Consider the following 23,273-nt stretch of genomic DNA (forward strand, 5'->3'; position numbering starts at 1 on the left):
AAGCTTCTTAAATGGTAATCTTGGATGAGTACTCTGTGAAATAGTACCAAGTTATACTAATTGACTAGATATAAGGAAGAATATGGAAGTAATCATACGCCCAACTCAAGTAAGCGATGCGAAAGCTTTGTGTGATATTTATAGCCAACCAACTGCTCAAGCAGAGACTTTACAACTGCCGAATCCATCTGTTCATTACTGGGAAGAACGACTGGAGAATCTACCTGCAGGAGTCTATACATTTGTTGCGGAGGTAGATGGCAAAGTCGTTGGTAATATTGGCTTCGAGCACCGTCAGCGACCAAGAAAAATGCACACTGCAACGTTTGGAGTTGGCGTTCATGATGACTACCATGGCATGGGAATTGGCACCAAGCTGATTGAGACAGTACTCGATCTGGCAGACAATTGGCTACAAGTTAAACGTGTAGAAATTGATGTCAACAAAGACAATGATCGAGCAATACAGTGTTACAAAAACTTAGGCTTTGAAATCGAAGGTGAAGCAAAAAATGCATCGTTTAGAAACGGCGAATACATCAATCTATATTATATGGCTCGCGTTATAAACTAATTTTTTCAATAAGTTAACATTACCTCTATCAATAAACGAAGCTTGTAAGTGAAATCGCAGTGAAATAATTATGACACTTGATGCGCATATTTATCTGTGATAGAAAACTTGTGACAGTTTTGCATACTGCTGTATTTAACAACGATTCTCATCATCCAACAACAGGAGGTTAGCATGGAACGTGTTTGTCCAAATTGTCACACTCAATTAGTGGAAAGAAGTATGACGTACATCTGTCCAAGACACGAGATTGGTGAATGTACCTATGAACCCGCCTACCCCGAAAGAGTGCAAACTCGCAAATGTCAGAAAAAGAGACAGGCTGCAGAGCGAGAAGTTGAAGCAGCTTTTTAAGCTCAAACGACATTCGATACACTAGTATGCTGAAAGCACTTATGTCGCAAGATATGAGTGCTTTCTACATTGTGCAGCTATCAAAAACATCCCCCAAAATAGAGACACTACCAATACACTAAACCGGCTTCTATCTGCCCTATTTTCTGGCAATTTGTGCAAACATTTACACCTTCACTCCCAACAAAATGCGATCAATATATATTTCTAGACAAACAGCGTGAAACTCTTTACTAATTGATAACACTATTCATTTTTTTGGGCTATAGATTTGAATGGATTCATAAAACTTTACAGGGAGAAAAGTAAATGGCCAAAATACGAGCTGTAAAAAATAAGCCAAAAGTATGCCTGGTTTTACAAGGTGGTGGAGCATTAGGCGCCTACCATATCGGTGCATATCAAGCGATGGAAGAAGCCGGATATACTCCAGATTGGTTCGCAGGTATTTCAATTGGGGCGCTAAACTCAGCCATTCTTGCAGGTAACCCACCAGAAAAACGTTTAGAAAAACTTGAAGAGTTTTGGCAAAAGATATCTTGGCCAGGAACTGATGCGAATATTCCAAGCGAATACGCTTCAATATTCAATACTGCTAGTGCTTCCACTGCACTGATGTTTGGCCAACCAAATTTTTTCAATCCGCGCCTGATAAACCCTTGGCTTGCTTGTCCCGGAGAGTCAGCAACCAGCTTCTACGATACTGCCCCAATTTTTAGAACGTTACATGAACTCGCTGATTTTGACTTGATCAACAATGGGGATACACGCCTTACAGTAGGTGCAACACGTGTTACAGACGGAGAACTTGTGTTCTTCGATAGCGATTCAGATACAATGAACCCAGCACACGCGGTAGCCAGTGGCTCTTTACCGCCAGGCTTCCCTCCAACGAAAGTTGGCGAAGATTTTTATTGGGATGGCGGTGTGGTTTCTAACACTCCTTTAAATGGAATCCTTGACCTAGCTGGAGATCAGAGTTTATTGATTTTCGTTGTTGATCTGTGGAACGCAAATGGCGAGATGCCTAAAACTATGAGTGAAGTGCTTTGGAGAGAAAAAGAGATCCAATATGCTAGCCGCAGCAATCATAATGTAGAGGCCCTTATAGCACAGCGTAATTTAGCCCACGTAGCCACTAAATCACCAGATCTCATCGACAGTAGTCAAGTGCCTAACGTACCCGCACTAACAGATGGTACTAAGATTGATATCGTTCATATCACCTTTGACCCTCTTCCAGGCCATATTCCTCTCAGTGATGCCGAATTTTCCCGTCGCTCTATTAGACTAAGGCGAGAGCTCGGCTACAAAGATATGAAACAGGCAATTGAAGAAACACCTTGGACCCAATATCAAGAAGGCCTACCAACCCACTTCTATCGTCGCCAGAAAAATGGTTCATGGCTGGAAAATCCACAAGAGAGTAATGTGAAACCAATGCCACGTACTCGTAGAAAAAAAGCGTCGTAACACTCAAACATGTTGCTCACTTTATTTGCCCGCTAAATAGTTTGTCTATGCGGGCAAACTACAATAAATACTCACTTCCCAAAACCATCCAAACTTGTTCAAACCAATACTAAAAGCCTCACGCCGCCTCCAGCAACAAAGTGGCGTCGAAATCTCATTTTTTGTTCGATTATGTTAAAAAAAATTGATGAGTAGTTAAAAATGCATTCTCATAGTTCTTAGCTTGACGATAGGCGCGAACTGAGCACCCGTTTTGCCAGAACAATAAAAACTAAAATTTGAAGATTCATTCAATTAAAACTTAGAACAATAAAGGAAGCTATCAACATGATGTATCGGCTACTAAAAAAAGGAATCGCTTCAGTCGGCTTAGCTGTCACCATATTATTTTCTCACCTCTCGTTTGCAGATAATTACACTATCGGTACCGGAAACCAAAGCGGTACCTACTACCCTCTAGGTGGAATGCTTGCAACGGTATGGAGTGAAAATATTCCCGACTTTCATATGCGAGCAGAAGTGACTGCAGCTTCGGTAGAAAATGTTATTAAAGTTTCACTTAACAAACAGTTAGTGGGCATCGCGATGGAAAACGTTGTATTGCAAGCCTATGAAGGGAAGAAGCCTTTCCCAAAACCTATGGACGTCTCCGTTCTTTATGCTCTTTATCCTAACGTTGTACAATTTATTGTCCCAGCCAATTCAGACATCACCTCTATCGAGCAATTAAAAGGCAAAAAAGTGTCCTTAGGTGCACCTGGATCCGGCACAAGAGTCAGTGCCATCAATATTCTAAAAGCACTCGGAATCAAAGAGTCTGATATTAAAAGCCAAGCTTTAAATTACACAGCCACTACGAATGCGATTGCCAATGGCCAAATTGATGCTGGGGTAATTGTTGGAAGCCTGCGAGTTGGAGCAATTACTGAATTAGCACTCACTCGTGATATCCGCATCTTATCATTTAGTAAAGAAGAGCTCGCGAAGATTACTGCCGCATATCCGTATTACGAACGTATAAATGTCCCGGCTGGCGTGTATAAAAATGTCAACGCTTTCGATGCACCCGCTGTATGGAATGTGCTTGTCGCCAATAAAGATATGGATGATGAAATGGCGTATGAACTCACTAAAGTTACGTTTGCTAATATAGATAAAATACGCGCATCTATCGGGCTTGCCAAAATATCTGATACTGAAGAGCTTCACCAATTAACTTCATTCCCTCTTCATCCCGGAGCACAAAAATTTGTCGATGAATACAAGGCGTCACACGCAAACGCTAAAACCATGTAATCTGTTTTCTTAATCACTACGTCTGATGTGGTGGTTGAGTTTTATTTGCTCTCTAAAACGCAAAAAAACGATCATTGGAGTTGATTAATGGACAAATTAAATCCTAGTGTTGGCCAAAAATTCACTGATAAGCTGATGCTTATCGCTACGCTACTTGCTATTGCTCTAACTGCTTTTCAAATCTGGCAAGGCATCACGGCTGAGCTCTCCGCACCAATATTTCGGCCTCTTTACTTAAGCTGGGTACTTGGTCTGGTATTCTTAGTGTATCCGCTTTATAAAAATACGGAATCAAGTGGACTTTATATCGCTGCCCGACTGGTCGATATTATTCTTATCATTGCCGTGTGCTGGGCAGCAAACCGCATGCTACATTTTGACTACGACGATATTAGTTTCTTGCTCAGTGGACTTCAGCCAGCAGATGAACTTGCAGGAATTATAATGATCGTTGCCTTACTGGAAGCAACAAGAAGAACCGTCGGCCTTGTTATGGTTGTCATTGCAACCCTGTTCCTAAGCTACGCTTTGTTCGGAGACGTATTGCCCGCGAGCTTTGCAAGCAAAGGTTTTTCTCTAGAAGAAGTCATTCGATTCCACATATTTTCAACAAACGGTGTTTTCGGTACCCCACTTGCCATAGCCGCAGGTGTCGTGTTCATTTTTGTACTTTTTGGTGCTTTCCTTCAAGTGACAGGAGCCGGCCAGTTTTTTATCGACGCTGCTTTTGCCTTAGCTGGAAAATATCGAGGTGGTCCAGCAAAAGCAAGCGTCGTTGCATCTGCAGCCCTTGGTTCCATTACAGGCTCTGCCATCGCCAATACGGTCACAACCGGCTCGTTAACTATCCCAATGATGAAAAAGCTTGGCTACAAACCTGAACAAGCTGCAGGCATTGAAGCTGCGGCGTCAACTGGTGGGCAAATCATGCCCCCAGTTATGGGCGCAGGAGCATTTGTTATGGCTCAGTTTACCGGTATTCCTTATAGTGAAATCTTAATCGTTTCGATAGCTCCAGCGATATTGTATTTTATGTGTACACTTCTATACGTCCATCTAATGGCGTGTAAGTTGGGCATTGAGGGCATGTCAGAAACTGAAAAAATGCTAACCGTACTCAAGCAAGGATGGCATTTTCTTGTCCCTCTTATTTTTATCACTACTTTACTACTAATGAGTTATACGCCCGTACTCGTTGGCGTGGCTGGCTGCGCTGCAATTATTATCGCTGCCATGTGCCGCAGACACAGCCGGATCTCGCTTGCATTGATACTGGAAGGAATGAAAACAGGTGCTTTTCTTGCCCTACCAATTTCCATCGCTTGTGCCACTGCAGGGATTGTTGTAGGAGTTGTCGGTCAAACCGGAATTGGACTGCAGTTTACTCAGTTTTTGATATCTCTCTCTGGTGGATACTTATGGTCAGTGCTTGCACTCGTTGCGGTCGCCGCTATTATTCTGGGTATGGGGCTCCCAGTCACTGCAGCCTATATTGTACTGTCTGTCATGGCAGTACCTGCTTTAACTAACCTTGGCATCGGGTTGCTAACTGCACATATGATCGTATTTTGGCTATCACAAACTTCCAACGTCACCCCACCAATTGCGCTAGCGGCCTTTGCCGGGGCAGGCGTTGCAAAAGCATCGCCGATGGCTTCTGCCATTCAAGCTTTCAAACTGGCTCAGGGTTTTTTCTTAATACCAATAATGATGGCTTTTTCTGGGCTGATATGGACAAACAATGGTATCGATTTTGCGATATCGATATTGGCCACTGTGGGCATAATCGTGGCGTTTGCGGGTGGAATCGAAGGAAGAGTATTTAATCGATTACATTTTACTCAACGTGCTGCGTTAATTGCATTAGCACTGGTGATAGTATTCGGTTCTGATAGTTTAAGGGTCGGTGCTATATTGCTTATTATGCTAATAAGCCTATTTAACATTAAAAAACCAAATAAACTAAAAGCCGAAGCGAGTTAACATGGAAAGTTAACCTGTTGGCCTTTGATAAGGCCAACAGGTTGACGTGATTAAACATGATGTTTACGGATAAATGCCTCATCAAGGTCAAATTTCATATAACCATAAACACATAAGTGATCTGAAATCCCTATATCAAAGCCTTTAAACACTCCATTATCTTCTTTCACAATCGAACAGCAGCCTTTCTTAAAAAATTCAGGTATAGAGTTCACACCAATTCTATCTAGCATCCCGTAGTTAAGTTTTTCAACTTTAGTGTCACCTTTGCTTTTCCTTAAGTTAGTTGCCTTTTTAATATTCGGCATATAAGTGCTGCCCAAATTGGTAACAGGTAAAAACTCCAGTCCTTTGTATTGCTGTAGTCGAGTGGTATATGAATCCTTTAATCCTAGTTTCAGCAACATCTTATCGTATTCTAATCGGCTGTAAATTAGCTGATCAGAATCATTCAGCACATGCTTATAGAATTCATTATACTGAGTTTTCTTTGCAATCTTTTTCAAGTTGGAGTCGTTTTTAATATGTGACTGAGTATCATGCATCGGGTTGAAATATTGCTTTTTCTTCCATGGTTTAAGCTTTTTCCTCTTACTGTCATTGAGGTCAATGTCGTTGAGATGGTTCTTTTCTATCACAATATTGCTGACATTCGCGATACGGCGTATTGCACCGATCATTTGCATTTTATTATAAGGAGTCATAGTAACGCGCTCGTTAAAGTCCCCCATCATAATTACACCAGAAACGGGCTTTTTACCTTTCGCAGAAAATTTATCAATTTCCTTCATGATATTTTCATACTGGGTTTTTCGTAATGATTCACTGTACGAATCCAAGTGGCAGTTTACTATGGCAATATAACTTGATCCCGGTTGATCAATTCTTACATGACCATGAACGAGTGGCGACTTCTGAATAATCTCTAGAAAAATGATATTACCACCTTTGTTCATACCATCTTTTGCATTTACCGTTTTTACCGATCGAATATATTTGTCACTGTATTCGCAACTATTGGTTAGATTAACCACATTCAGCTGTTTCTTGATATAAACCCTAAGCTGGACACTTGCCCATTCAAACGGAGGCTTAGTACAAGTTAGAAACTTTTCTTTCGCTAGAAATTGGTATTTCTTGCCAAGGCAATCACTCATATAGTTGTGAAAGCTGTTGCTTTCTTGAGTTCCGACAACAATGATATCGGGATTTTTTTTCGTCAAGGAACGAGCAAGCATCTCGATATTTCGTTTGCCTTCAGAAGAATGAGAAATTTTATTATTAGAGAGGTTATAAGTTATCGCTGATACAGTTAAATCGGTCATTTTAATGGCCTTATTTTAAATTCTACTTACCAAATCACCTCCATGTGGCCAGTTATTCTATTTCGCAAAGTGTCGACTACACTTCGAAACTGCGGTTAAACCTACCTCAAAAGTAATAACTTTGTTAACAACAAGGTTGCAAAAATGTTACATTCGTCAAATTTATAATACTTTAGTATGAGTTAAACACACTTAGCTAAGTTGATTGAAAACTCATTTAAGTCAATTAAATTCAATACCTTATGATAATTTATCATTCTCGACACATGTCATAAAATTAGGAACTCAGTTTTTCTATCTTTGATCTTCTTCTCACAAACATTTACACAATAAATATATTATTGTATTACTTTTATCCAATTTAACTTGTTCGCTACTCTACACATATAAGGGATTAACCAAAATGCAGTTAAGTACACTAAAAAAATCTGCTCGTTGTTTGTTCAATATTTCATTGATAACATTATCTTTTTCAGCCCTAGCAGATTCCGCACCGTACGATCAAAGTAAATACCAGCCTGTACTCAATGACTCAAAATTACAGGCTCCGGATAGTAGTACCCTGATATATCAAGGAGAGTTTGTAGGACAATATAATCAATATTTCTATGTACCTAGTTCAGGTAATAACTGGATGACTTTTGAGGTTACCGGCGATCACGCTCGTTCTGAATTACGTCAAATCGATACGTGGTACACCTCAAGTAGCACATTACACAAAATAATAGGCAACGTTTTAGTTGTTAAACCGTCATCAGGTTCAGTGGATGAGATTACGTTCATGCAGGTACACGACGTCACTAGCGCCAGCAATGCGATCAATAAGCCACTCGTACGCTTAGTTTGGATGAGAGATTACAATGGTGTACAAAATCACTACTGGGCTGTAATCAAAGCAGATGCCTGCCAAGATTGCAATAACTACGATAAAATTGATCTCGGAGAATATCGTGATTCTGCGGTGAAATTTGAGATTCGAATAGCAAGCAACAAACTATCAATAAAAAGAGATGACATCACCCATCCAGATATCAATAGCTACGATATAAGCTACTGGGGTAACCTAGAAAGTTATTTTAAAGCTGGTGTGTACAATCAAACATCAGGGACAGGTAAGGTGCAGTTTGACACACTCAGATACTACGCTGAGTAATCACTAAAAAAGGTAGCTCAAATACCACTGAGCTACCTCCACTACTTCAATATTACCTAGTGCAAAGATTTAATTAACGAACATCCAGCTCTAGTGCTTCTTCCCCCACATTAATACTTAACTTGCTATTTTCTCTCAACTTAAATTCAATTGGGCTCTTATGACAACTAGCAACGACTGTATGCTCCTTGCTTACAGGCAACTCCCACTCCATATGAAAAATATTTGAGTTGGCATCCGAAGTTACAGTTTTGCTAGGCATTAAATCTTCTTCATATCCCTTTTTAACACTAGGAGAAACTTCGGGATGACTGGGCAAATTGAGATTGTAAGCGCACTGTTTACCTAACAGAAAAAAGCCCTGTCCATTCACTTCTAGGTTTAGTGGAGTATGACATCGCCACTGTAGTGCTGATTTTTTTCTTAGTGTAATGTTATCGCAAACCACTAACCCTGAGTCTTCGATCAACACGAATGTCCGTTTGAATGTTTCTACTTCTTGATAAGATTTAGACAAATCAACTTGAACAACACGCCAATGTTTACCCAACTCAGCATGCAGTAACGACGCAGTTGCAGACTCGTCATCCAGTTTTTGCCCTATACCAGCAATCAAAGGTAAGTTGTGTGCCTTGGTGGTACGAGTCCAATTGTTGTGATGCCCACTACCAAATCGATAACCGTAGCTGCCGCTTGGTGTTAAAATGCACTCACCAGCATCAACCAACAGAAAGTTTCCCTGATCCGCATGTCGATGCGAGCTATTACCAAACTGGCTTGCTCGGTAATAACAAGACAAATCTTGTAGGCTCACTTTTCCAAATCCTGCAAACGGGTAAAATTTATTTTCTGACGGTTTAACGCTCTCGACCCCCGTATTGAGCCTGCGACGTTTATACTCAATTTGTTTAACTGTGGGAATAATATCGAGAAGGTGTAGTGCATATGTATCGATTTGTTCTTCAAGCTTCTGACTGGCATTTTGAGAACACTTATCACCAAATCGATCTGCATAAATTCTCAAAGGGTTTTGCGCAAAAAAACCGGGCCACTCTTTACCATCCCGCCGACACCAAAAACCATCGCCAAAAGGGTGAATCTCTTGCTCGGAAACAACAAAGTCCATCGCAAACTTGGCGTAATTTTTATAAAACGGATGATCATAAAATGAGAAGCCACTCAACCTTTCAACCGAGAGAAAGAACGGGTGAAACCATTTACTGTAAGAAGATGAATAAAATGGACCTTCAGCCCAACTGCCATCTTCACCACCATAGAAAGGTAAAACATTTTGATAAATCATCAACGCATAGTCTAGCCAGCGGGAACACACTTCAACATCGAACTCCTTATGCAGGGCAAGCGCCGCAACACCCAGATAAGCAGGCAAACGGGATGTATGAGAATGACCCGGGTATTGATGAAATTCGTCTTGTACCAACCGCTCTTCCATTTGATACGCGATGCGTATCAACATTGGGCGGATGAAGTCCCTTTCCGCATCCGTCATCAAGGGAGTTAACCAATGATAAGCTAGATACAAATTTCGGCTCAATGAAAGCCCAACTTCATCTCCCCAAGTACAAGGGCGTAACAAAGAAGCTGGCCCCTCAGGGCTCCACTCCGACAATCTTAGCAGCACCTCAACAGCCTTTTGGCCACACCTTTCATCCTGCCAAAATTTATAGAGCAGTGTTAACGACATTAGGTCTCGATCAATCCATTTTCTAACATTCGCGATGGCTACTCGTTTGCCTTCTTCCTCCCCTCGACGGTAGTGAGTGGGGTAGGTTATATCTTCCAAATCCGCTAAAGCGGCGGTAGTTCTCAGCGTTTGATAGCAATACTTTGCTTCATCTACAACCTCAGCAATATCTTCTGAAAAGTACATTAGAAATTGTTGACGATCGCTACACAATTCAAATAACTCATTCGATGTGGGAGGAAGATACTTTACCGTCTCTATATCAATACAAAAAGAAAGCCATTTAGAAGCTTCACCTTGCTCATCGATAAGTCTCCATCGATATTCGCCAACTGGTAATAAATAGGACATTCTGAAAGGGGAGTTCACTTGCTCCCAACACACTTTATGAGCCTCGGAAATACTCTCTAACTCAAGTGTGTACACTTGATGAGCGCTCTTTTGTGGCCAATTAAACCTCGGCGGGTTAACCGTCGAAATTGCATTGTCTCTAGGGGATAGAAAAACTTGAAAATCATGACTTCGCTCTAATGAAAACATTCTAATTATCCTCCTTAAACCATTTATATTCACCAGTTTCTGGATCGATTTCGCCTATTGGTTTAGCAGGAGAGCCAGCAACGATGGCATACGCATTCACATTGCGTGTCACTACAGAGTTGGCACACACTAACGCACACCTCCCTATCGTGACGCCGGGAGTCACGACGACACCTGACGTTAGCCAAACCCCATCTTCTATTTCAACTTTCCCGGCCACTGGATCCGTACGCATTCCAAAATGGCCAGTTTCAGGGTCATATAAGTGGTTGGATGCAACAATGGAGACATGAGGGCCAATGAGCACTTTTTTACCAATCTGCACATCACCATTGATGTAGCTATATAAACCTATGTAAGAGTTATCGCCTATCTGGTTTTCACCTATGCGGACAATAGCTCCTGGCGCCACTCTCACTTTCTCTCCACTAAAACCAAGGATCTGAGCTCTAGCGTTATCATCCTCAAAATTGTTACTTTGAGTGGTATAGAGAGTGAATTTTCTAAATTCCTCGTCTGTTAGCTCTCCGCCAAATTTTTTTTGAACCGACATTCTCTCTCCGAAGAGGTAGCGAAGAGTTGCTACCTCTTTTTTAAAATATAAATAAATTTACTTTGTGCTTTATTCAGATGAAACCGTCGCGTTGGCAGATTCTAATTCAGGTTGTTTTTTTATCGATAAAAGCAGTAACGCTCCGATAAACCCAACGATTGCAGCGACCAAAACAAACAGCGCTTTACCCCATAGTGGGTTCGGGATAAACACAAGCAAAGCAAGAAAGAAAGCACCCGCTAATAGCATTTTCCCAAGCATTTCATGCTGTTTGTTATCCATAGCAACACTGTAAGGTGTCTCTTCAACAACCACTTCAGTATCCACATTATTGAAAAACGCTTCGACTTCTTCCGCTCTCTCTTTTGAAGGCTCTTTATAGAAAAACTGAGAAAGGACAAAAAACGGTAAAGTGATCACCATATGCCCTACCACACCAAGCGTTACCGATTTCATTTCTGCAAACTCACGGGCTGAAATTGGCGTTTTCATACCAAGAGCCCACTCAATGGTATGCGGTGTAATACCAAATGCGATAATCGCTGAAACACACATACCAACGAGTACGGTTCCCCACCCTGCCCAATCTGGTGTCTTGCGAACAAAGAAACACATAATAGAAGGGATAAGGATTGGGAATCCGACCAAGGTTCCAACTAACATCATCAGATCGAACAACCCGAACTGCCTCAATGAAGAAAGGAACAAGGCCACCACAATAATTAATACACCAAACAATGCCGTTAAAATTTTGCTCACTGACATCAGGTGTTTTTCTGAGAAATTTTTGCAAAGATAAGGTTCGTAAAAACTTTTCAGGATAATCCCAGCGTTTCGGTTTAGAGCTGAATCCATCGAAGACATAGTCGCTGCAAACATTGCTGCTAACATCAGCCCAACCATACCAACAGGCATCTCGCGGCTAACAAACATATAGTAAGTAGCGTCTGCTATTTTGTCTCCTAACCCTTTCAATCCCCAAGTAGAAACGTCTGGGTAATGGCCTGCTACGTACCAAGCAGGTAAGAACCACATAAGCGGCCCAATAATCATCAAAACACAAGCCAAGACGGCGGCTTTGCGCGCATGCTTGGTATCCTTAGCTGAGATAAACCGATACGAATCGATCATATTGTTAGTACTGAAGAACTGTTTGACGAAAATTGCGATAAACCAACCAACAAATAAATAAGCGTGGCTATAGCCATCTCCCATCAGTTCTTGATGAGGCAAGCCAACATGCATTAAATTGGTTAAACCGCCGGACTTCCAAACAGCAACGACTGCTGCAACGAATGTCATCACAACCATGATGAGCATCTGCATAAAATCGGACGCAACGACTGCCCAGCTACCGCCTACTAACGAAATAAACAAGACTACCAAGCCAGCGCCAATGATTGTTTCTTCAAGTGGAACACCAACTACGGCACTGGTAAACACAGCAAGACCGTTAAGCCATAAACCTGCTTGTAAAACACTTAGTGGAACATTTGCCCAAGTAAACACTTGTTCGTTAGTTTTACCCAATCGCTGCCGTATACCTTGCAGCGGGCTAATTATTCTCATTTGCCTAGCTTTGGCTGCAAAAAATAGATAGTTACAGAAATACCCTAATGCATTCGCAAAGAATACAATGGCAACGGATATGCCGCCAGTCAGCGCTTTACCCATCAGTCCAGTAAACGTCATCGCACTGATCGCCATCATGAAAGCGCTTGAACCAACCATCCACCAGAGCATGCGACCACCACCTCGGAAGTATTCACTGGTATTTTCGGCACTCGCTCTGAAGAGCCACCCGATCAAAATAAGAAATGCAAAATACACGAGTAAAACGACGATATTGATATCCATTTAGGCTTTCCTGTGTTGTAGAGATTTAGGGCATACCCTAATCATGATTGGTAATAATTTGTTTTAATTGAAATTTTAATAAGCTCACTGAGTTGTTATTTTTCTTGTCTATCTCAGTCGAAGAGCCCATTCTCTATACGCTTTCTAGTCAATTTGATTCACATCGCACACCGTAATATAAACATCCTTCTCTTTCCGTGGAAATAGTAATAAAGTATTACAATTAAACATTTTGAGTATAACGAGTGTATGGAGATTAAAAATCTAAAGACGTTTGTCTGTGTGGCGAAATTACAAAATTTTTCTGCAGCGGCCAGAGAACTGCATACTGCACAGCCGACCGTTTCAAGACATATTTCTGATCTGGAATCTGAGCTTGGAGCCAAGCTCTTTAAGAGAAATACACATCAGGTAGAGCTAACCAATACGGGTGAATTATTGATACCCGAAGCACTCAAAATCATATCCAATGACACTCGTATTAAAGCGCTACTCGGACATTCTAAACTAAATATTGATAGTCAAATTAATATCGGCTATTTAGCAACAGCCAGCTCATTTTTTCTACCAAACCTCATTCGAGAATTGAGATGTTGTCATACAAATATTCAAGTGAATTTGTTTGAAATGTCGAGTAAGGAGCAATGTGAGGCATTAAAAAAGGAAAAGATAGATATCGCTTTTTCACGTAGCCAATATAAGCTTGATGAACGCCAATTTGCCTGCCATGAAGTTTACACAGATCGCTTAGTTGCCATTGTGTCGGCTCATCACCCTTTGGCCAATAGACACGAAATACGATTAAAAGAACTGAAAGAAGACAGTTTCATATTTTTTCATCGAACAGAATGGTCGAAGATTTACGAAAGCATATTTTTACTTTGCCATGAGTGTGGATTCTCACCAAAAGTGAATTTTCAACCAGACAACATGAGGAACTTAGTCACAGTCGTGGCATCAGGTTTAGGTGTTTCAATCGTTCCAGAATGCATCAAGTTGATAACAAATGATCAGTGCAAATGTATACCGATTCAGGAAATGTCTTTATCTCTTCCACTATATATGTATTACAAACGGCTTGAGTTAAATCAACCGACGATAGATTTCATTAATATATACAAACAGCAATCTACAGCGATAAAAGATATTGTAAAAGAAAAATATTGCTAACAAATTCAAACTTATAACGCAGCCTGTTTATAATGGGCTCGTTCTGAGGATACAATTGTATTTGGCCCTAGCTGTACGAATACTTCAAAAGTCCAACAACATATCTAAAAATATTTGTCTGGATGCTGGAGTGTTATCTCGATGTGTTTCGTATGTGGCATGCGAATCCACTGCAGCTAATGGAGATAGTTTAATGCTCCATAAGGCTTTAAGCTGGTTTGGGACAACCGAATATCGCACGTCGATTATACGCAGCTCATCGGTTGGGTCCTGAGCTAAGTAACCAGCAGAGAAGTGGCGAAAGCGCTCAATGTCTTTGATTTGTTGCGAATTTGGGTCAAGCCAAGAGAAATCTCTGCTAACGTCAAGCTTAGCGATAGATTCGCCAGGATAGTTTTTTACCGATGTACCAACTCGAACAGCATCTACATAGTATTTATCTCCTACGTCATAGACGACTTTCCATAACAATATATTGGCAAAGCTAGGTTTGGCTTCTATTTTAGTCGGCATATGTTGGCGCTCCTTTGCAAGTTGCCATCCAGCAGCCTCAGCTCTGTCCCTTTGTATCATTCCAAACGTCGGATAAATCAGAGCCCAAACAAATGCAGCTCGAGCAAACCAAAAGTTTCGCTTCCATGTAGCAAATGCAAGCAAGATCAAGATAGGAAGTGTGAATGCGGGATCTATCACCGATATAGTATTCCATGCATAACGTTGGTTGGTTAGTGGCCACAACAACTGAGTTCCATAAGAAGTACAGGCATCCAATAGCGCATGAGTACTAAAGCCTAAAGCGCTAAAAAGCCAACTTTGTTTAAACGACAGTCCTTGCCGTTTTCCTATCAATAGGTGTAAAACCAGAGCACAAATAAAGCTACCAATAGGAATAAATAATAGTGAATGGGTAAAATGTCGGTGGTATTCCAAAAACAGCAATGGATCGCTAGACGAACGAATCAAAATATCTAAGTCAGGAGCCATTCCAGCAAGCAGCCCGATAACCCCAGCAATAACCAAGTGTTGCTTTTTACTGGCCGACTGCGATAAAGAGGCTCCCAGTATACCCTGCGTTAATGGATCCATAACTAACTCATTGATAGAATTTAACTTATATAGTAGTTGATAGATCTTCCTTCATCAGTAAATCATAACCCTATGACTAGATAATTTTATTATTTTGTGTACAAGAGTCTTATTTTTGTCTTTATCACTTTAATTCTTGGCAAGATATGCAGAGCCAAAGGCTATCTTTCTACTTCAGCTTAGACGTACCATTCAATATTCGTATTAACATTTAAATTAGATAATAAAAAAATTAATTAATATTTGATATAAAAATCATCATTATTATTGGTTTTCAATAAATAAATTCATCATCAAAATAAAGAATTCGGTTAATTAACAAGCGTTAAAGTTATGTTAACAAATATCGTGACTAATATCATAAACACTCAATCACTCAATTGAAATAAAGCAGAATAACTTTAACTATACCGTACGCCGGCAAACACAACATATTTCACAATTTCACTTATTATTACAAACATTAGTTAGGGAAGTATTAATGAAAAAGTCTCTTATTACTTTTATTGGATTATTTAGTGTATCGGCACTTTCTTACGCAAATTCTACGACAACGGGAGATGCGATTTTTAAATGTTCCTTAAACAGCGCAACACCTGATAGTTCATATTGTACATTAGTTGAATCACCAACTCCTGATAATGGAAGCAGTAGCGATGTAATAAACGGAGTGCATGTAAGTGTTGGAGATTTGTATTCGGAGGATTACTATAGCTTAGGCTCACTCTCTTACCCTCCATACCACAACTATGGCTTCGTGCCCCAGAATGCTAATAAATACTCGTCATTCTTTGGTGACAAAAGCTATGATTTCACAATCGTTGTAAAAAATGCAATAGTCACTGAGGCTTATCAGAAAAATGTTTACACGCCAGCATTTAATACAGATGGAAGTACTACATGTGAAATCCTAGGAAATAGGCCAAGAAATACTAAAGGTATCCCTATTACCCTAAACTTAGTAGCTACAACTTTCAGTGTAATTAATTGTACCTGATTCTAATATATGTAGTTAAACATATAGGTCCCATACACTACGTATGGGGCCTATTCAAGGTCATCGGTATCGAATTTTATGTACTAGTTTATATTTGGAAGACAACCTTTACTATTAACATTAATAGATCTAAATCGATGAGATATTTAGCACATCATTTATCTCAAAATGAAATATAGGTTCAGGACTTACCCAAATATGGAGTTAAAAATGGGTTCATATGTTCTAGGCATTCCCCCAGTTGAACCGAAATACCTGCCTGTTCGAGTATCTTAACACCTTTTCCACTATTTCTTGGGTCTGGGTCTAACATTGAGACCACAACATTTTTAATTCCTGACTGAACCAAGGTGTTCGGCCAACGAAAGAACAGGGTTCAAGCATGACATAAGCCGTCACGTCTTTTCACAAGCCTGAATATGCGATTAAAGCCTCAACTTCAGCATGGTTACCACCGATTTCTTGGGTGTACCCCTGCGACACGATTTGACCATTCTTTACTAAAATAAGCCCACGGGGGATTAGGGTTGCACTTAGGCAGGGCATTACGTGATACCTCTAATGCCTTCAACATGAATTTCTCGGACATAAATACTGCATTCCTATGGCTTCCGATAGAAAAATTTAAGTTCCAATAAAAGCGACTCTTTGAAAATGCTAGCAACACTTCCAAAGATAGCTCAACGCAGTATATACCTTCGCAAACTCATGCGATATCGGCATTAAGAAAACCTTAATCTTTACTTCTGCTGTTGCGCTTGCAGCAAAGATTTAATCTCTGCCAATTCTTGCTTAAGTTCCTTCATTGTTGGCTCGTTTTCCTTCTTGCTGTTCTCCTCTCGAACCGCTGCATGTTCTTGCTCAAGGACATTAACCACTATTCCAATCACCATATTTAAAAAAGCAAAGGCTGTAAAAAAGATAAATGACAGGTAATACAGCCAACTCAGCTTATATACTGCCATGGTTTCGTACATAACATCCGTCCAATCCTCAAAGGTCATCACACGAAACAGGGTTAACAAGCTGATAGAGATATCTCCCCAAAGATCTGGGTTAATCTGAGCAAAGAACGTGCTACCAATTGCTGCGTAGATATAGAAGATAATGAACATCAAAAGCATCACATAGCCTAACTGAGGCATTGCTTTGATTAACGAGTTTAGTAACATTCGCAACTCTGGAATGATAGACACCATACGCAGCACGCGGAAAATACGAACTAAGCGCCCGACTAAGGCCAACTCGCTATCTGATATTGGTATCAAGCTCACCACAACTATCAGGGTATCAAAGACGTTCCAGCCGTTTTTAAAAAAGCGCTTCTTATCTTTTTCCCCAATAAATCGGATGATGATTTCAACCAAAAATATGAAAGTGATAAACCAATCTAAAACGTGAATAAGCTGCACAACAAATGAAGGCAACTCGTAAGTTTTCGCACCAATCACTAGTGCAGAAAATATGATGACACCAACAACAAACAGCTCAAAAATTTTGTTGCTTCTTAATCGTTCAAATTTGGCTTGCCACGTGTCAGGCTGTTCGATCATTTAGCCTCCTTGCTAAACAATAGGGAATATGGATTTACTCAGTTAAGAGAATTCGCAATTAACACACAAATAACGCTCGATAACGTCATAATCCTAAAATAAAGATTTATCATCAATATCCCTCAATGGTTAATTCTCAATGAATTTTTAAACATTGACGTTAATCACCAACAGTTAATGTTTTTTACAACTTGATGGAACTTTGAGCGAAAAAAATCCCACACTATAAAGCGCGGGATTAATGATAAGTGATTGAGTTTGGTCTTATGGGACTATGGCACCCCATGACCTTTTGATGCAATCCAAACACGAAACCATTGCTCACGAGTGAGTTCCAGTTCTAACGCTGAAATCGCTGCTTGCACGCGTTCAATTTTGCCCGAGCCTATGATCGGTAGTGGCTTACTTGGTAAAGCACGTACCCACGCATAGATAACTTGATCGATAGATTCAGCTCCAACCTCTTCGCGAATTAACTCCAACTCAGATCTGATTCTCTTAGCCTGTTCAGTTCTGGCATTGAACAGACCACCGCCCGCTAAACATGACCATGCCATTGGACGAGTACGAAGAAGCTGCAATTGATCTAACGTGCCATCATGAACAACATCGAAATTTAGTGGATTGATTTCCACCTGATTTGTTACTAGTGGTTTACCAAGGCGCGATTGCAGTAGGTCAAACTGACGAGGAGTAAAGTTAGACACACCAAAATGTTTTACTTTGCCCACTTTGTGCAGCTCAGAAAATGCACCCGCTACTTCGTCTGCATCCATCAAAGCATCTGGACGATGTATCAACAGAACATCGATTTCACTGACACCCAGACGCTCAAGCGAGTTGTCTACCGATTGATAGATATGTTTCGCGCTAGTGTCATAGTGATTAATTTTTCGCTCCGGAGCTTTGTCGCTGCAAAGCTTTATATCGCACTTCGTCACAATTTGTATTTCATCACGAACACTTGTATCCAGAGCAAGCGCTTCACCAAACAGCTTTTCACATTCATAATTGCCATAAATGTCGGCATGATCAACCGTCGTAATACCTAATTCGATATGCTGCTTTAGAAAGCTTAGGCGCTGTTGTGGCGTCATATTCCATTCAGATAACCGCCAATAACCTTGTACTAACTCGGACAATTCTGGGCCTTGTTGCGCTACAACTACCTTTGCAACCATGAGTTTCTCCTTTTTTTGAACTTACAAGAGAGTATGCTCTGGCGGCTTTTTTCTCAATAGATTGTTTTGTTAAACAATTCTTTTGCTATTGATAGTTAAATCAACTGACTTTTTAGGCGCATTAAAGCTTAAGAACAATAAATATAACTCATTGTAAAATAAGACATTAGAATAACTATTGCAGCAGTTGCAAAAATGCTTTGCGCTTCTTCAGTTGTGACAAAGATCACTCAAAGATAACATTCTTCATATCTTAAATTGATACTGAATTGAAGGCTAAACATGTCAAAGCACCACTGGATATACACAATACTTGCTTGCATTATTCTTTATGCCGCTTATTACACGTCCGGTTATTATTTTGTGTACAACAATGATGCTTATGTGAATTCCGACTGGGTCAACGTACCGAGCCAACTCGACGGTGAAATTAGCAAAGTGTTAGTTGCAAACCATCAAAAAGTTAAAGCGGGACAGCCTCTAATTCAATTGGATGATACCAATTACAAACTCACTTTGAAGCAAGACCAATCATTACTCAGCTCTGCCGAAAGTAAAGTGGCTATCGATCAATCCAACATTCACGCAGCTCAAATCAAACAGGCGCAAGACCAGTTGCAATCCAAGCTAAACGAAACCAATTTATCTAGAGATATAGCGCTAGAAGCCAAGCATTTAATAGATAAAAAAAGCCTAGATGAGGTACGTACGACTAGCAACATATCTCGTTTGCAATTACAAGCAGATAAAGTCGCACTAAATAAAGCAAAACAACAGCTAGTACTTGATCAAAAAACAATCCAAAAGCTAAAAGATACTGTCGCTACAGACATGTGGCAGCTCAACAATACGACTATTCGTGCAAGCGTTTCTGGTTATGTAAGTAATATGATTCTTCAACCTGGCGACTATGTGCAGCAAGCCGACAACCTATTCAGTATCGTACGAAATAATTGGTGGATAACGGCTGACATCAAAGAAAGCAACCTAATGAAAATTAAGCCAGGACAAACAGCTTGGGTGTATCTAACCAGTAGACCAGGCCATATATACAAAGCTCATGTGGTAAGCACTGATCGTGGTATTGCTCGGTCTTCCAATAATGAAAGAGGAGGCTTGCCATATGTCACGCCTGAAACTAGCCTAATTCGTTACGAATACCGCGTCCCCGTAAAAGTCCAGTTAGATGAACATATCCATGGTTTAGTAAAAGGATTAAGTGCCAAAGTATTCATATTTCCAAACTAGACAACCCAGTTAAAGTCGGTTGGTTCATGCCAACCAACTGACTTAAACACTTCAACCGACATACTGAAGATAATAATGACTCAACAAAATAATGTTCGATATCTATTTGCAGCAAGAGTAGCCTTAGCTGTTGCGATAAGTATGACGATTACCCAGTTTCTTCACCTTGATGAAGTATACTGGGCAGGAATCAGCGCAGCCGTTGTCTCTTCATTTAACGAAGTAGGTCATGTCGCCAGCAAGGCAAAACAACGAGTAGCGGGGACTGTATGTGGCTGTATACTGTGGGGCATCATCTCCTTTTTCTTTTCTTCGTACGGCTCTATTTATTTATTAACTCTTATCGTGGTCGCGTCACTTGGCTTTTGTAACTCAAAGCTTGATCTTAGATATAGCTACTTTTGGTTATATGGCTCTGTAACATTTCTTCTTTTTAGTACACCCATGGGGTTACCTAACGATGCGATCGTGCAGTTACATATTGCGCGTATGTATGAAATCTTAATTGGCTCAGTCGTTGGATTAGCAACGCATTGGTTTAGTTTTAGCTTTCGCGCTTCAAAAGAACTTGAAGACTTGTGGAAGACATACCAAAAACAAGTGGGCGAATTAATTTGGAATTTGTATCTTGAGTTAAAATCACGTAATTACGAGCATCAAAATCAGCTACTTTTTCAAGTTGGCGAAGTTCTAGCGAGTACAAAAAAAATTGAGGCCAAAATTGCTTCGGCACACATGGAAGTTAAAAAGCCATACTACATCGCTAGAATCAGATTTTGTCGCCAGATAGAGCACTATCTGCATGGTATTAACTACTTATTGTCAAACCTGAAAGTAAACAGTTCAGATATACCTAGAGCAGATAGTTCCACTGATCATGCTCGTGAAAAAGTACTATTGAAAAAGTTTATCCGTTGTTTATTTGAAAACCCCACCTCTCTTTCCAACAGGCGTATTAAGCATATATCCCATCTAGTGGCGAGAAGTCTAACAGCCAATGACAGCGCTTTGGAGCAATTCTGGCATCAAACTTTCGGATTTATGCATAACGCTGTCAATGCCATCGAACCAGACAAGTTTCATCGCAGGCAATGGACAAAGAAACTCATTAAATTTGAGTATGTTAATGCCCTTCGATGGACATTAATTGTTGTCTCATTACCTCTATTTTGGTTGTTCTTGGGCTACCAACCCAATGTCCAACTCGCAATCACTGCCCTCCTTTTCGTCATGTTCTACGACTCTAACGCCACACATAAAGGTAAGCAGAGGCTAATAGGTGCTATAACGGGTTTTCTGTTAGCTATACCCGCTCTGACTATTATCGGAGGCAATCCCTTTGCCTACTTTTTTATAATATTGGCGATAAGCTTCATATTAGAAGCCACTTTCTTCGAAGCCAAACATAATTATATCGCTTTACAGGGTATTATTTGTTTCGTTGTTGGGCTTGGTTCTGACTCCCACCTAGATGCATCCGTATCGAGAATAATGGGCATTTTCTTCGGAATCGTTTTTACTTTCATTATCATCAAGTGGCTCTGGCCAAAAAATTTGCAGAATCAAAAGGAAGCGTTTGAGGCGCAAGCCCAACAGTCTTTACTTAATTACTTAAAAGTCGTGAAAAACAACCTGATAAAAGACTATTTCTTCCACCAAAAACAAGCGCTAAATAGCTACTGGCATTGGCAGATAGAGTATGACCTTAACCAACTTAAATCTGTTGATGCGAACAAGGCAGCCGAGTTTACAAACTTATATCACCGCTTAAGTCACGATGCATTCATACACAGCTCGCCAATTCAAAGCCAATCAATATTGAAAGATAACTTCTGGATACACTTAAAACGCTTGGCTGAAATGCAGCGAACTCTGTGCTAAAACCGATACAAACAAACGAGGCTCCCTATGGGAGCCTCCTTTAAAAACTTCTACTATGTTAGGCGTTTCTTCTCGCCTCTACCGCATCTGCTAACTGACGGAGCATTTTTTCAGTATCTGCCCAACCAATGCATCCATCAGTAATGGACTGACCATACACCTCTGCTTTACCGTTAACCAAATCTTGTCTCCCCTCAACAAGGTGAGATTCAATCATTACACCAAATATCGCTTTGTCCCCGCGAGCAACTTGAGCCGACACATCTTCTGAAACAATCATTTGACGCTTAAATTGCTTAGAACTGTTCGCATGACTAAAGTCAATCATTACCTTTTGCGGTAAGCCAGAAGCCTCCAGTTGGTCTTTGATTTCAGCAACGTGATCTGCACTATAATTCGGCTCTTTGCCTCCGCGTAGAATAATATGGCAATCAGGGTTACCTGCCGTTTCAACGATAGCGGAATGACCGTATTTAGTGACTGATAAAAAGTGATGCGATGCACTTGATGAACGAATAGCATCAGTCGCAATCTTAATGTTGCCGTCAGTACCATTTTTAAAACCAACTGGGCACGATAAGCCAGAAGAAAGCTCACGGTGAACTTGAGACTCTGTCGTGCGGGCACCAATTGCTCCCCAGCTAATTAAATCCGCGACATACTGGGGCGTAATCATATCTAGGAATTCACTAGCAGTTGGCATCCCCATATCAGTTAAATCAAGCAATAATTTACGACCAATACGCAGCCCATCGTTTAACTTAAACGTGTCATTAAGATACGGGTCATTGATCAAGCCTTTCCATCCCACCGTTGTTCTTGGTTTTTCAAAATAGACGCGCATGACAATTTCAAGCTTATCGCCTAACTCATCACGAAGTACTTTTAAGCGTTTTCCGTATTCAATCGCTGCTTCTGGATCGTGAATTGAGCATGGTCCAACAACAACTAATAGTCGATCATCTTTGTCATTTAAAATATCGTGGATGGCTTTTCTAGATTGGAAAGTAGTCGAAGACGCAATTTCTGTTGCAGGATATTTTTCCAGTACTGCAACTGGGGGTAATAGCTCTTTAACTTGTTTAATTCTTACGTCATCGGTTTGGAACATCGCTGGTTTTTTCCTATTTACTCTTACACTGCTCAGTTGGAAAGGAACCAAAGAGCACGCTCAAATCAGTATTTCATGTTGCTAATGCGTGTAACTTATCGGTTTAATCCAACAAGCGCAATCATTAATTAATAAAAAAGGCAAGATTTTTGGTTATTTTACATGAAACGTAAAATGTACATAATTATTTACGCTAACTTAGTTATTACAAATTAGTACGTTACTAGTTTTTC

At 40.4% G+C, this 23,273-nt stretch carries 18 protein-coding genes and 1 pseudogene; 10 read left to right on the plus strand and 9 right to left on the minus strand.

Annotated features, from left to right (window positions below; all coding sequences use genetic code 11):
- Positions 1 to 82: 82 nt before the first annotated feature.
- From ACM2FC_RS00325 to ACM2FC_RS00345, 5 genes are all read left to right on the plus strand, one after another.
- Positions 83 to 574 (plus strand): GNAT family N-acetyltransferase, encoded by a 492-nt coding sequence (locus tag ACM2FC_RS00325; RefSeq protein ID WP_498478822.1) that lies wholly within the window; start codon positions 83 to 85, stop codon positions 572 to 574.
- A 174-nt stretch (positions 575 to 748) separates the two neighbouring features.
- Entirely contained in the window at positions 749 to 928 is a 180-nt protein-coding gene (locus ACM2FC_RS00330) for a hypothetical protein (protein WP_498478823.1), read from the plus strand.
- 309 nt (positions 929 to 1,237) lie between these two features.
- Positions 1,238 to 2,401: a patatin-like phospholipase family protein gene (locus tag ACM2FC_RS00335; protein ID WP_498478824.1), complete on the plus strand. Its 1,164-nt coding sequence runs from the start codon at positions 1,238 to 1,240 to the stop codon at positions 2,399 to 2,401.
- 330 nt (positions 2,402 to 2,731) lie between these two features.
- Positions 2,732 to 3,697: a TAXI family TRAP transporter solute-binding subunit gene (locus tag ACM2FC_RS00340; RefSeq protein ID WP_498479493.1), complete on the plus strand. Its 966-nt coding sequence runs from the start codon at positions 2,732 to 2,734 to the stop codon at positions 3,695 to 3,697.
- An 87-nt stretch (positions 3,698 to 3,784) separates the two neighbouring features.
- Entirely contained in the window at positions 3,785 to 5,680 is a 1,896-nt protein-coding gene (locus ACM2FC_RS00345; protein WP_498478825.1) for a TRAP transporter permease, read from the plus strand.
- 50 nt (positions 5,681 to 5,730) lie between these two features.
- Here ACM2FC_RS00345 and ACM2FC_RS00350 read toward each other — a convergent pair whose 3' ends face one another.
- Positions 5,731 to 7,005: a hypothetical protein gene (locus ACM2FC_RS00350; protein WP_498478826.1), complete on the minus strand. Its 1,275-nt coding sequence runs from the start codon at positions 7,003 to 7,005 to the stop codon at positions 5,731 to 5,733.
- Between the two features lie 403 nt (positions 7,006 to 7,408).
- Here ACM2FC_RS00350 and ACM2FC_RS00355 point away from each other — a divergent pair, with 403 nt between their 5' ends.
- Positions 7,409 to 8,158 carry a polysaccharide lyase family 7 protein gene (locus ACM2FC_RS00355; protein WP_498478827.1) on the plus strand — a complete coding sequence of 250 codons (750 nt, stop codon included), beginning with the start codon at positions 7,409 to 7,411 and terminating at the stop codon, positions 8,156 to 8,158.
- A 73-nt stretch (positions 8,159 to 8,231) separates the two neighbouring features.
- Here ACM2FC_RS00355 and ACM2FC_RS00360 read toward each other — a convergent pair whose 3' ends face one another.
- The 3 genes from ACM2FC_RS00360 to ACM2FC_RS00370 form a co-directional block, all read right to left on the minus strand.
- Positions 8,232 to 10,403, minus strand: a complete 2,172-nt coding sequence (locus ACM2FC_RS00360; protein ID WP_498478828.1) for a DUF4962 domain-containing protein — start codon at positions 10,401 to 10,403, stop codon at positions 8,232 to 8,234.
- 1 nt (position 10,404) lies between these two features.
- Complete coding sequence (locus ACM2FC_RS00365) at positions 10,405 to 10,956, minus strand: acyltransferase (protein WP_498478829.1); 552 nt, start codon at positions 10,954 to 10,956, stop codon at positions 10,405 to 10,407.
- Positions 10,957 to 11,025: 69 nt separating this feature from the next.
- Complete coding sequence (locus ACM2FC_RS00370) at positions 11,026 to 12,813, minus strand: sodium:solute symporter family transporter (protein WP_498478830.1); 1,788 nt, start codon at positions 12,811 to 12,813, stop codon at positions 11,026 to 11,028.
- Between the two features lie 249 nt (positions 12,814 to 13,062).
- Between ACM2FC_RS00370 and ACM2FC_RS00375 the strand changes: the two genes are divergently transcribed.
- On the plus strand, positions 13,063 to 13,983 hold the full coding sequence (locus ACM2FC_RS00375; RefSeq protein ID WP_498478831.1) for a LysR family transcriptional regulator: 921 nt from the start codon (positions 13,063 to 13,065) through the stop codon (positions 13,981 to 13,983).
- Between the two features lie 84 nt (positions 13,984 to 14,067).
- Here the strand turns inward: ACM2FC_RS00375 and ACM2FC_RS00380 are convergent, their stop codons facing one another.
- Entirely contained in the window at positions 14,068 to 15,069 is a 1,002-nt protein-coding gene (locus ACM2FC_RS00380; RefSeq protein ID WP_498478832.1) for a metal-dependent hydrolase, read from the minus strand.
- A 481-nt stretch (positions 15,070 to 15,550) separates the two neighbouring features.
- On the opposite strand from ACM2FC_RS00380, the gene ACM2FC_RS00385 reads away from it, so the two are divergent.
- Positions 15,551 to 16,066 carry a hypothetical protein gene (locus ACM2FC_RS00385; protein ID WP_498478833.1) on the plus strand — a complete coding sequence of 172 codons (516 nt, stop codon included), beginning with the start codon at positions 15,551 to 15,553 and terminating at the stop codon, positions 16,064 to 16,066.
- Positions 16,067 to 16,247: 181 nt separating this feature from the next.
- Here the strand turns inward: ACM2FC_RS00385 and ACM2FC_RS00390 are convergent.
- The 3 genes and pseudogenes from ACM2FC_RS00390 to ACM2FC_RS00400 all read right to left on the minus strand — a co-directional run bounded on the left by ACM2FC_RS00390 (position 16,248) and on the right by ACM2FC_RS00400 (position 18,800).
- A pseudogene (locus ACM2FC_RS00390) lies at positions 16,248 to 16,655 on the minus strand (bifunctional diaminohydroxyphosphoribosylaminopyrimidine deaminase/5-amino-6-(5-phosphoribosylamino)uracil reductase RibD).
- Between the two features lie 151 nt (positions 16,656 to 16,806).
- Entirely contained in the window at positions 16,807 to 17,619 is an 813-nt protein-coding gene (locus ACM2FC_RS00395) for an ion transporter (RefSeq protein WP_498478834.1), read from the minus strand.
- A 272-nt stretch (positions 17,620 to 17,891) separates the two neighbouring features.
- On the minus strand, positions 17,892 to 18,800 hold the full coding sequence (locus ACM2FC_RS00400; RefSeq protein WP_498478835.1) for an aldo/keto reductase: 909 nt from the start codon (positions 18,798 to 18,800) through the stop codon (positions 17,892 to 17,894).
- Positions 18,801 to 19,082: 282 nt separating this feature from the next.
- Between ACM2FC_RS00400 and ACM2FC_RS00405 the strand changes: the two genes are divergently transcribed.
- Complete coding sequence (locus ACM2FC_RS00405; RefSeq protein ID WP_498478836.1) at positions 19,083 to 20,048, plus strand: HlyD family secretion protein; 966 nt, start codon at positions 19,083 to 19,085, stop codon at positions 20,046 to 20,048.
- Positions 20,049 to 20,123: 75 nt separating this feature from the next.
- A complete protein-coding gene (locus tag ACM2FC_RS00410) occupies positions 20,124 to 21,929 on the plus strand; it encodes an FUSC family protein (protein ID WP_498478837.1) in 1,806 nt (601 codons plus the stop codon).
- Between the two features lie 58 nt (positions 21,930 to 21,987).
- On the opposite strand, the gene aroG is transcribed toward ACM2FC_RS00410, so the two are convergent.
- Positions 21,988 to 23,040 carry a 3-deoxy-7-phosphoheptulonate synthase AroG gene (aroG, locus tag ACM2FC_RS00415; RefSeq protein ID WP_498478838.1) on the minus strand — a complete coding sequence of 351 codons (1,053 nt, stop codon included), beginning with the start codon at positions 23,038 to 23,040 and terminating at the stop codon, positions 21,988 to 21,990.
- Positions 23,041 to 23,273 lie beyond the last annotated feature (233 nt).

It is taken from the genome of Vibrio sp. A37 (assembly GCF_059777565.1).

What these genes read in the sequence shown, in the direction of transcription:
- ACM2FC_RS00325 (WP_498478822.1), top strand. Translation starts at nt 83, where the DNA reads ATGGAAGTAATCATACGCCCAACTCAAGTAAGCGATGCGAAAGCTTTG.
- ACM2FC_RS00330 (WP_498478823.1), top strand. Translation starts at nt 749, where the DNA reads ATGGAACGTGTTTGTCCAAATTGTCACACTCAATTAGTGGAAAGAAGT.
- ACM2FC_RS00335 (WP_498478824.1), top strand. Translation starts at nt 1,238, where the DNA reads ATGGCCAAAATACGAGCTGTAAAAAATAAGCCAAAAGTATGCCTGGTT.
- ACM2FC_RS00340 (WP_498479493.1), top strand. Translation starts at nt 2,732, where the DNA reads ATGTATCGGCTACTAAAAAAAGGAATCGCTTCAGTCGGCTTAGCTGTC.
- ACM2FC_RS00345 (WP_498478825.1), top strand. Translation starts at nt 3,785, where the DNA reads ATGGACAAATTAAATCCTAGTGTTGGCCAAAAATTCACTGATAAGCTG.
- ACM2FC_RS00350 (WP_498478826.1), bottom strand. Translation starts at nt 7,005, where the DNA reads ATGACCGATTTAACTGTATCAGCGATAACTTATAACCTCTCTAATAAT.
- ACM2FC_RS00355 (WP_498478827.1), top strand. Translation starts at nt 7,409, where the DNA reads ATGCAGTTAAGTACACTAAAAAAATCTGCTCGTTGTTTGTTCAATATT.
- ACM2FC_RS00360 (WP_498478828.1), bottom strand. Translation starts at nt 10,403, where the DNA reads ATGTTTTCATTAGAGCGAAGTCATGATTTTCAAGTTTTTCTATCCCCT.
- ACM2FC_RS00365 (WP_498478829.1), bottom strand. Translation starts at nt 10,956, where the DNA reads ATGTCGGTTCAAAAAAAATTTGGCGGAGAGCTAACAGACGAGGAATTT.
- ACM2FC_RS00370 (WP_498478830.1), bottom strand. Translation starts at nt 12,813, where the DNA reads ATGGATATCAATATCGTCGTTTTACTCGTGTATTTTGCATTTCTTATT.
- ACM2FC_RS00375 (WP_498478831.1), top strand. Translation starts at nt 13,063, where the DNA reads ATGGAGATTAAAAATCTAAAGACGTTTGTCTGTGTGGCGAAATTACAA.
- ACM2FC_RS00380 (WP_498478832.1), bottom strand. Translation starts at nt 15,069, where the DNA reads ATGGATCCATTAACGCAGGGTATACTGGGAGCCTCTTTATCGCAGTCG.
- ACM2FC_RS00385 (WP_498478833.1), top strand. Translation starts at nt 15,551, where the DNA reads ATGAAAAAGTCTCTTATTACTTTTATTGGATTATTTAGTGTATCGGCA.
- ACM2FC_RS00395 (WP_498478834.1), bottom strand. Translation starts at nt 17,619, where the DNA reads ATGATCGAACAGCCTGACACGTGGCAAGCCAAATTTGAACGATTAAGA.
- ACM2FC_RS00400 (WP_498478835.1), bottom strand. Translation starts at nt 18,800, where the DNA reads ATGGTTGCAAAGGTAGTTGTAGCGCAACAAGGCCCAGAATTGTCCGAG.
- ACM2FC_RS00405 (WP_498478836.1), top strand. Translation starts at nt 19,083, where the DNA reads ATGTCAAAGCACCACTGGATATACACAATACTTGCTTGCATTATTCTT.
- ACM2FC_RS00410 (WP_498478837.1), top strand. Translation starts at nt 20,124, where the DNA reads ATGACTCAACAAAATAATGTTCGATATCTATTTGCAGCAAGAGTAGCC.
- aroG (WP_498478838.1), bottom strand. Translation starts at nt 23,040, where the DNA reads ATGTTCCAAACCGATGACGTAAGAATTAAACAAGTTAAAGAGCTATTA.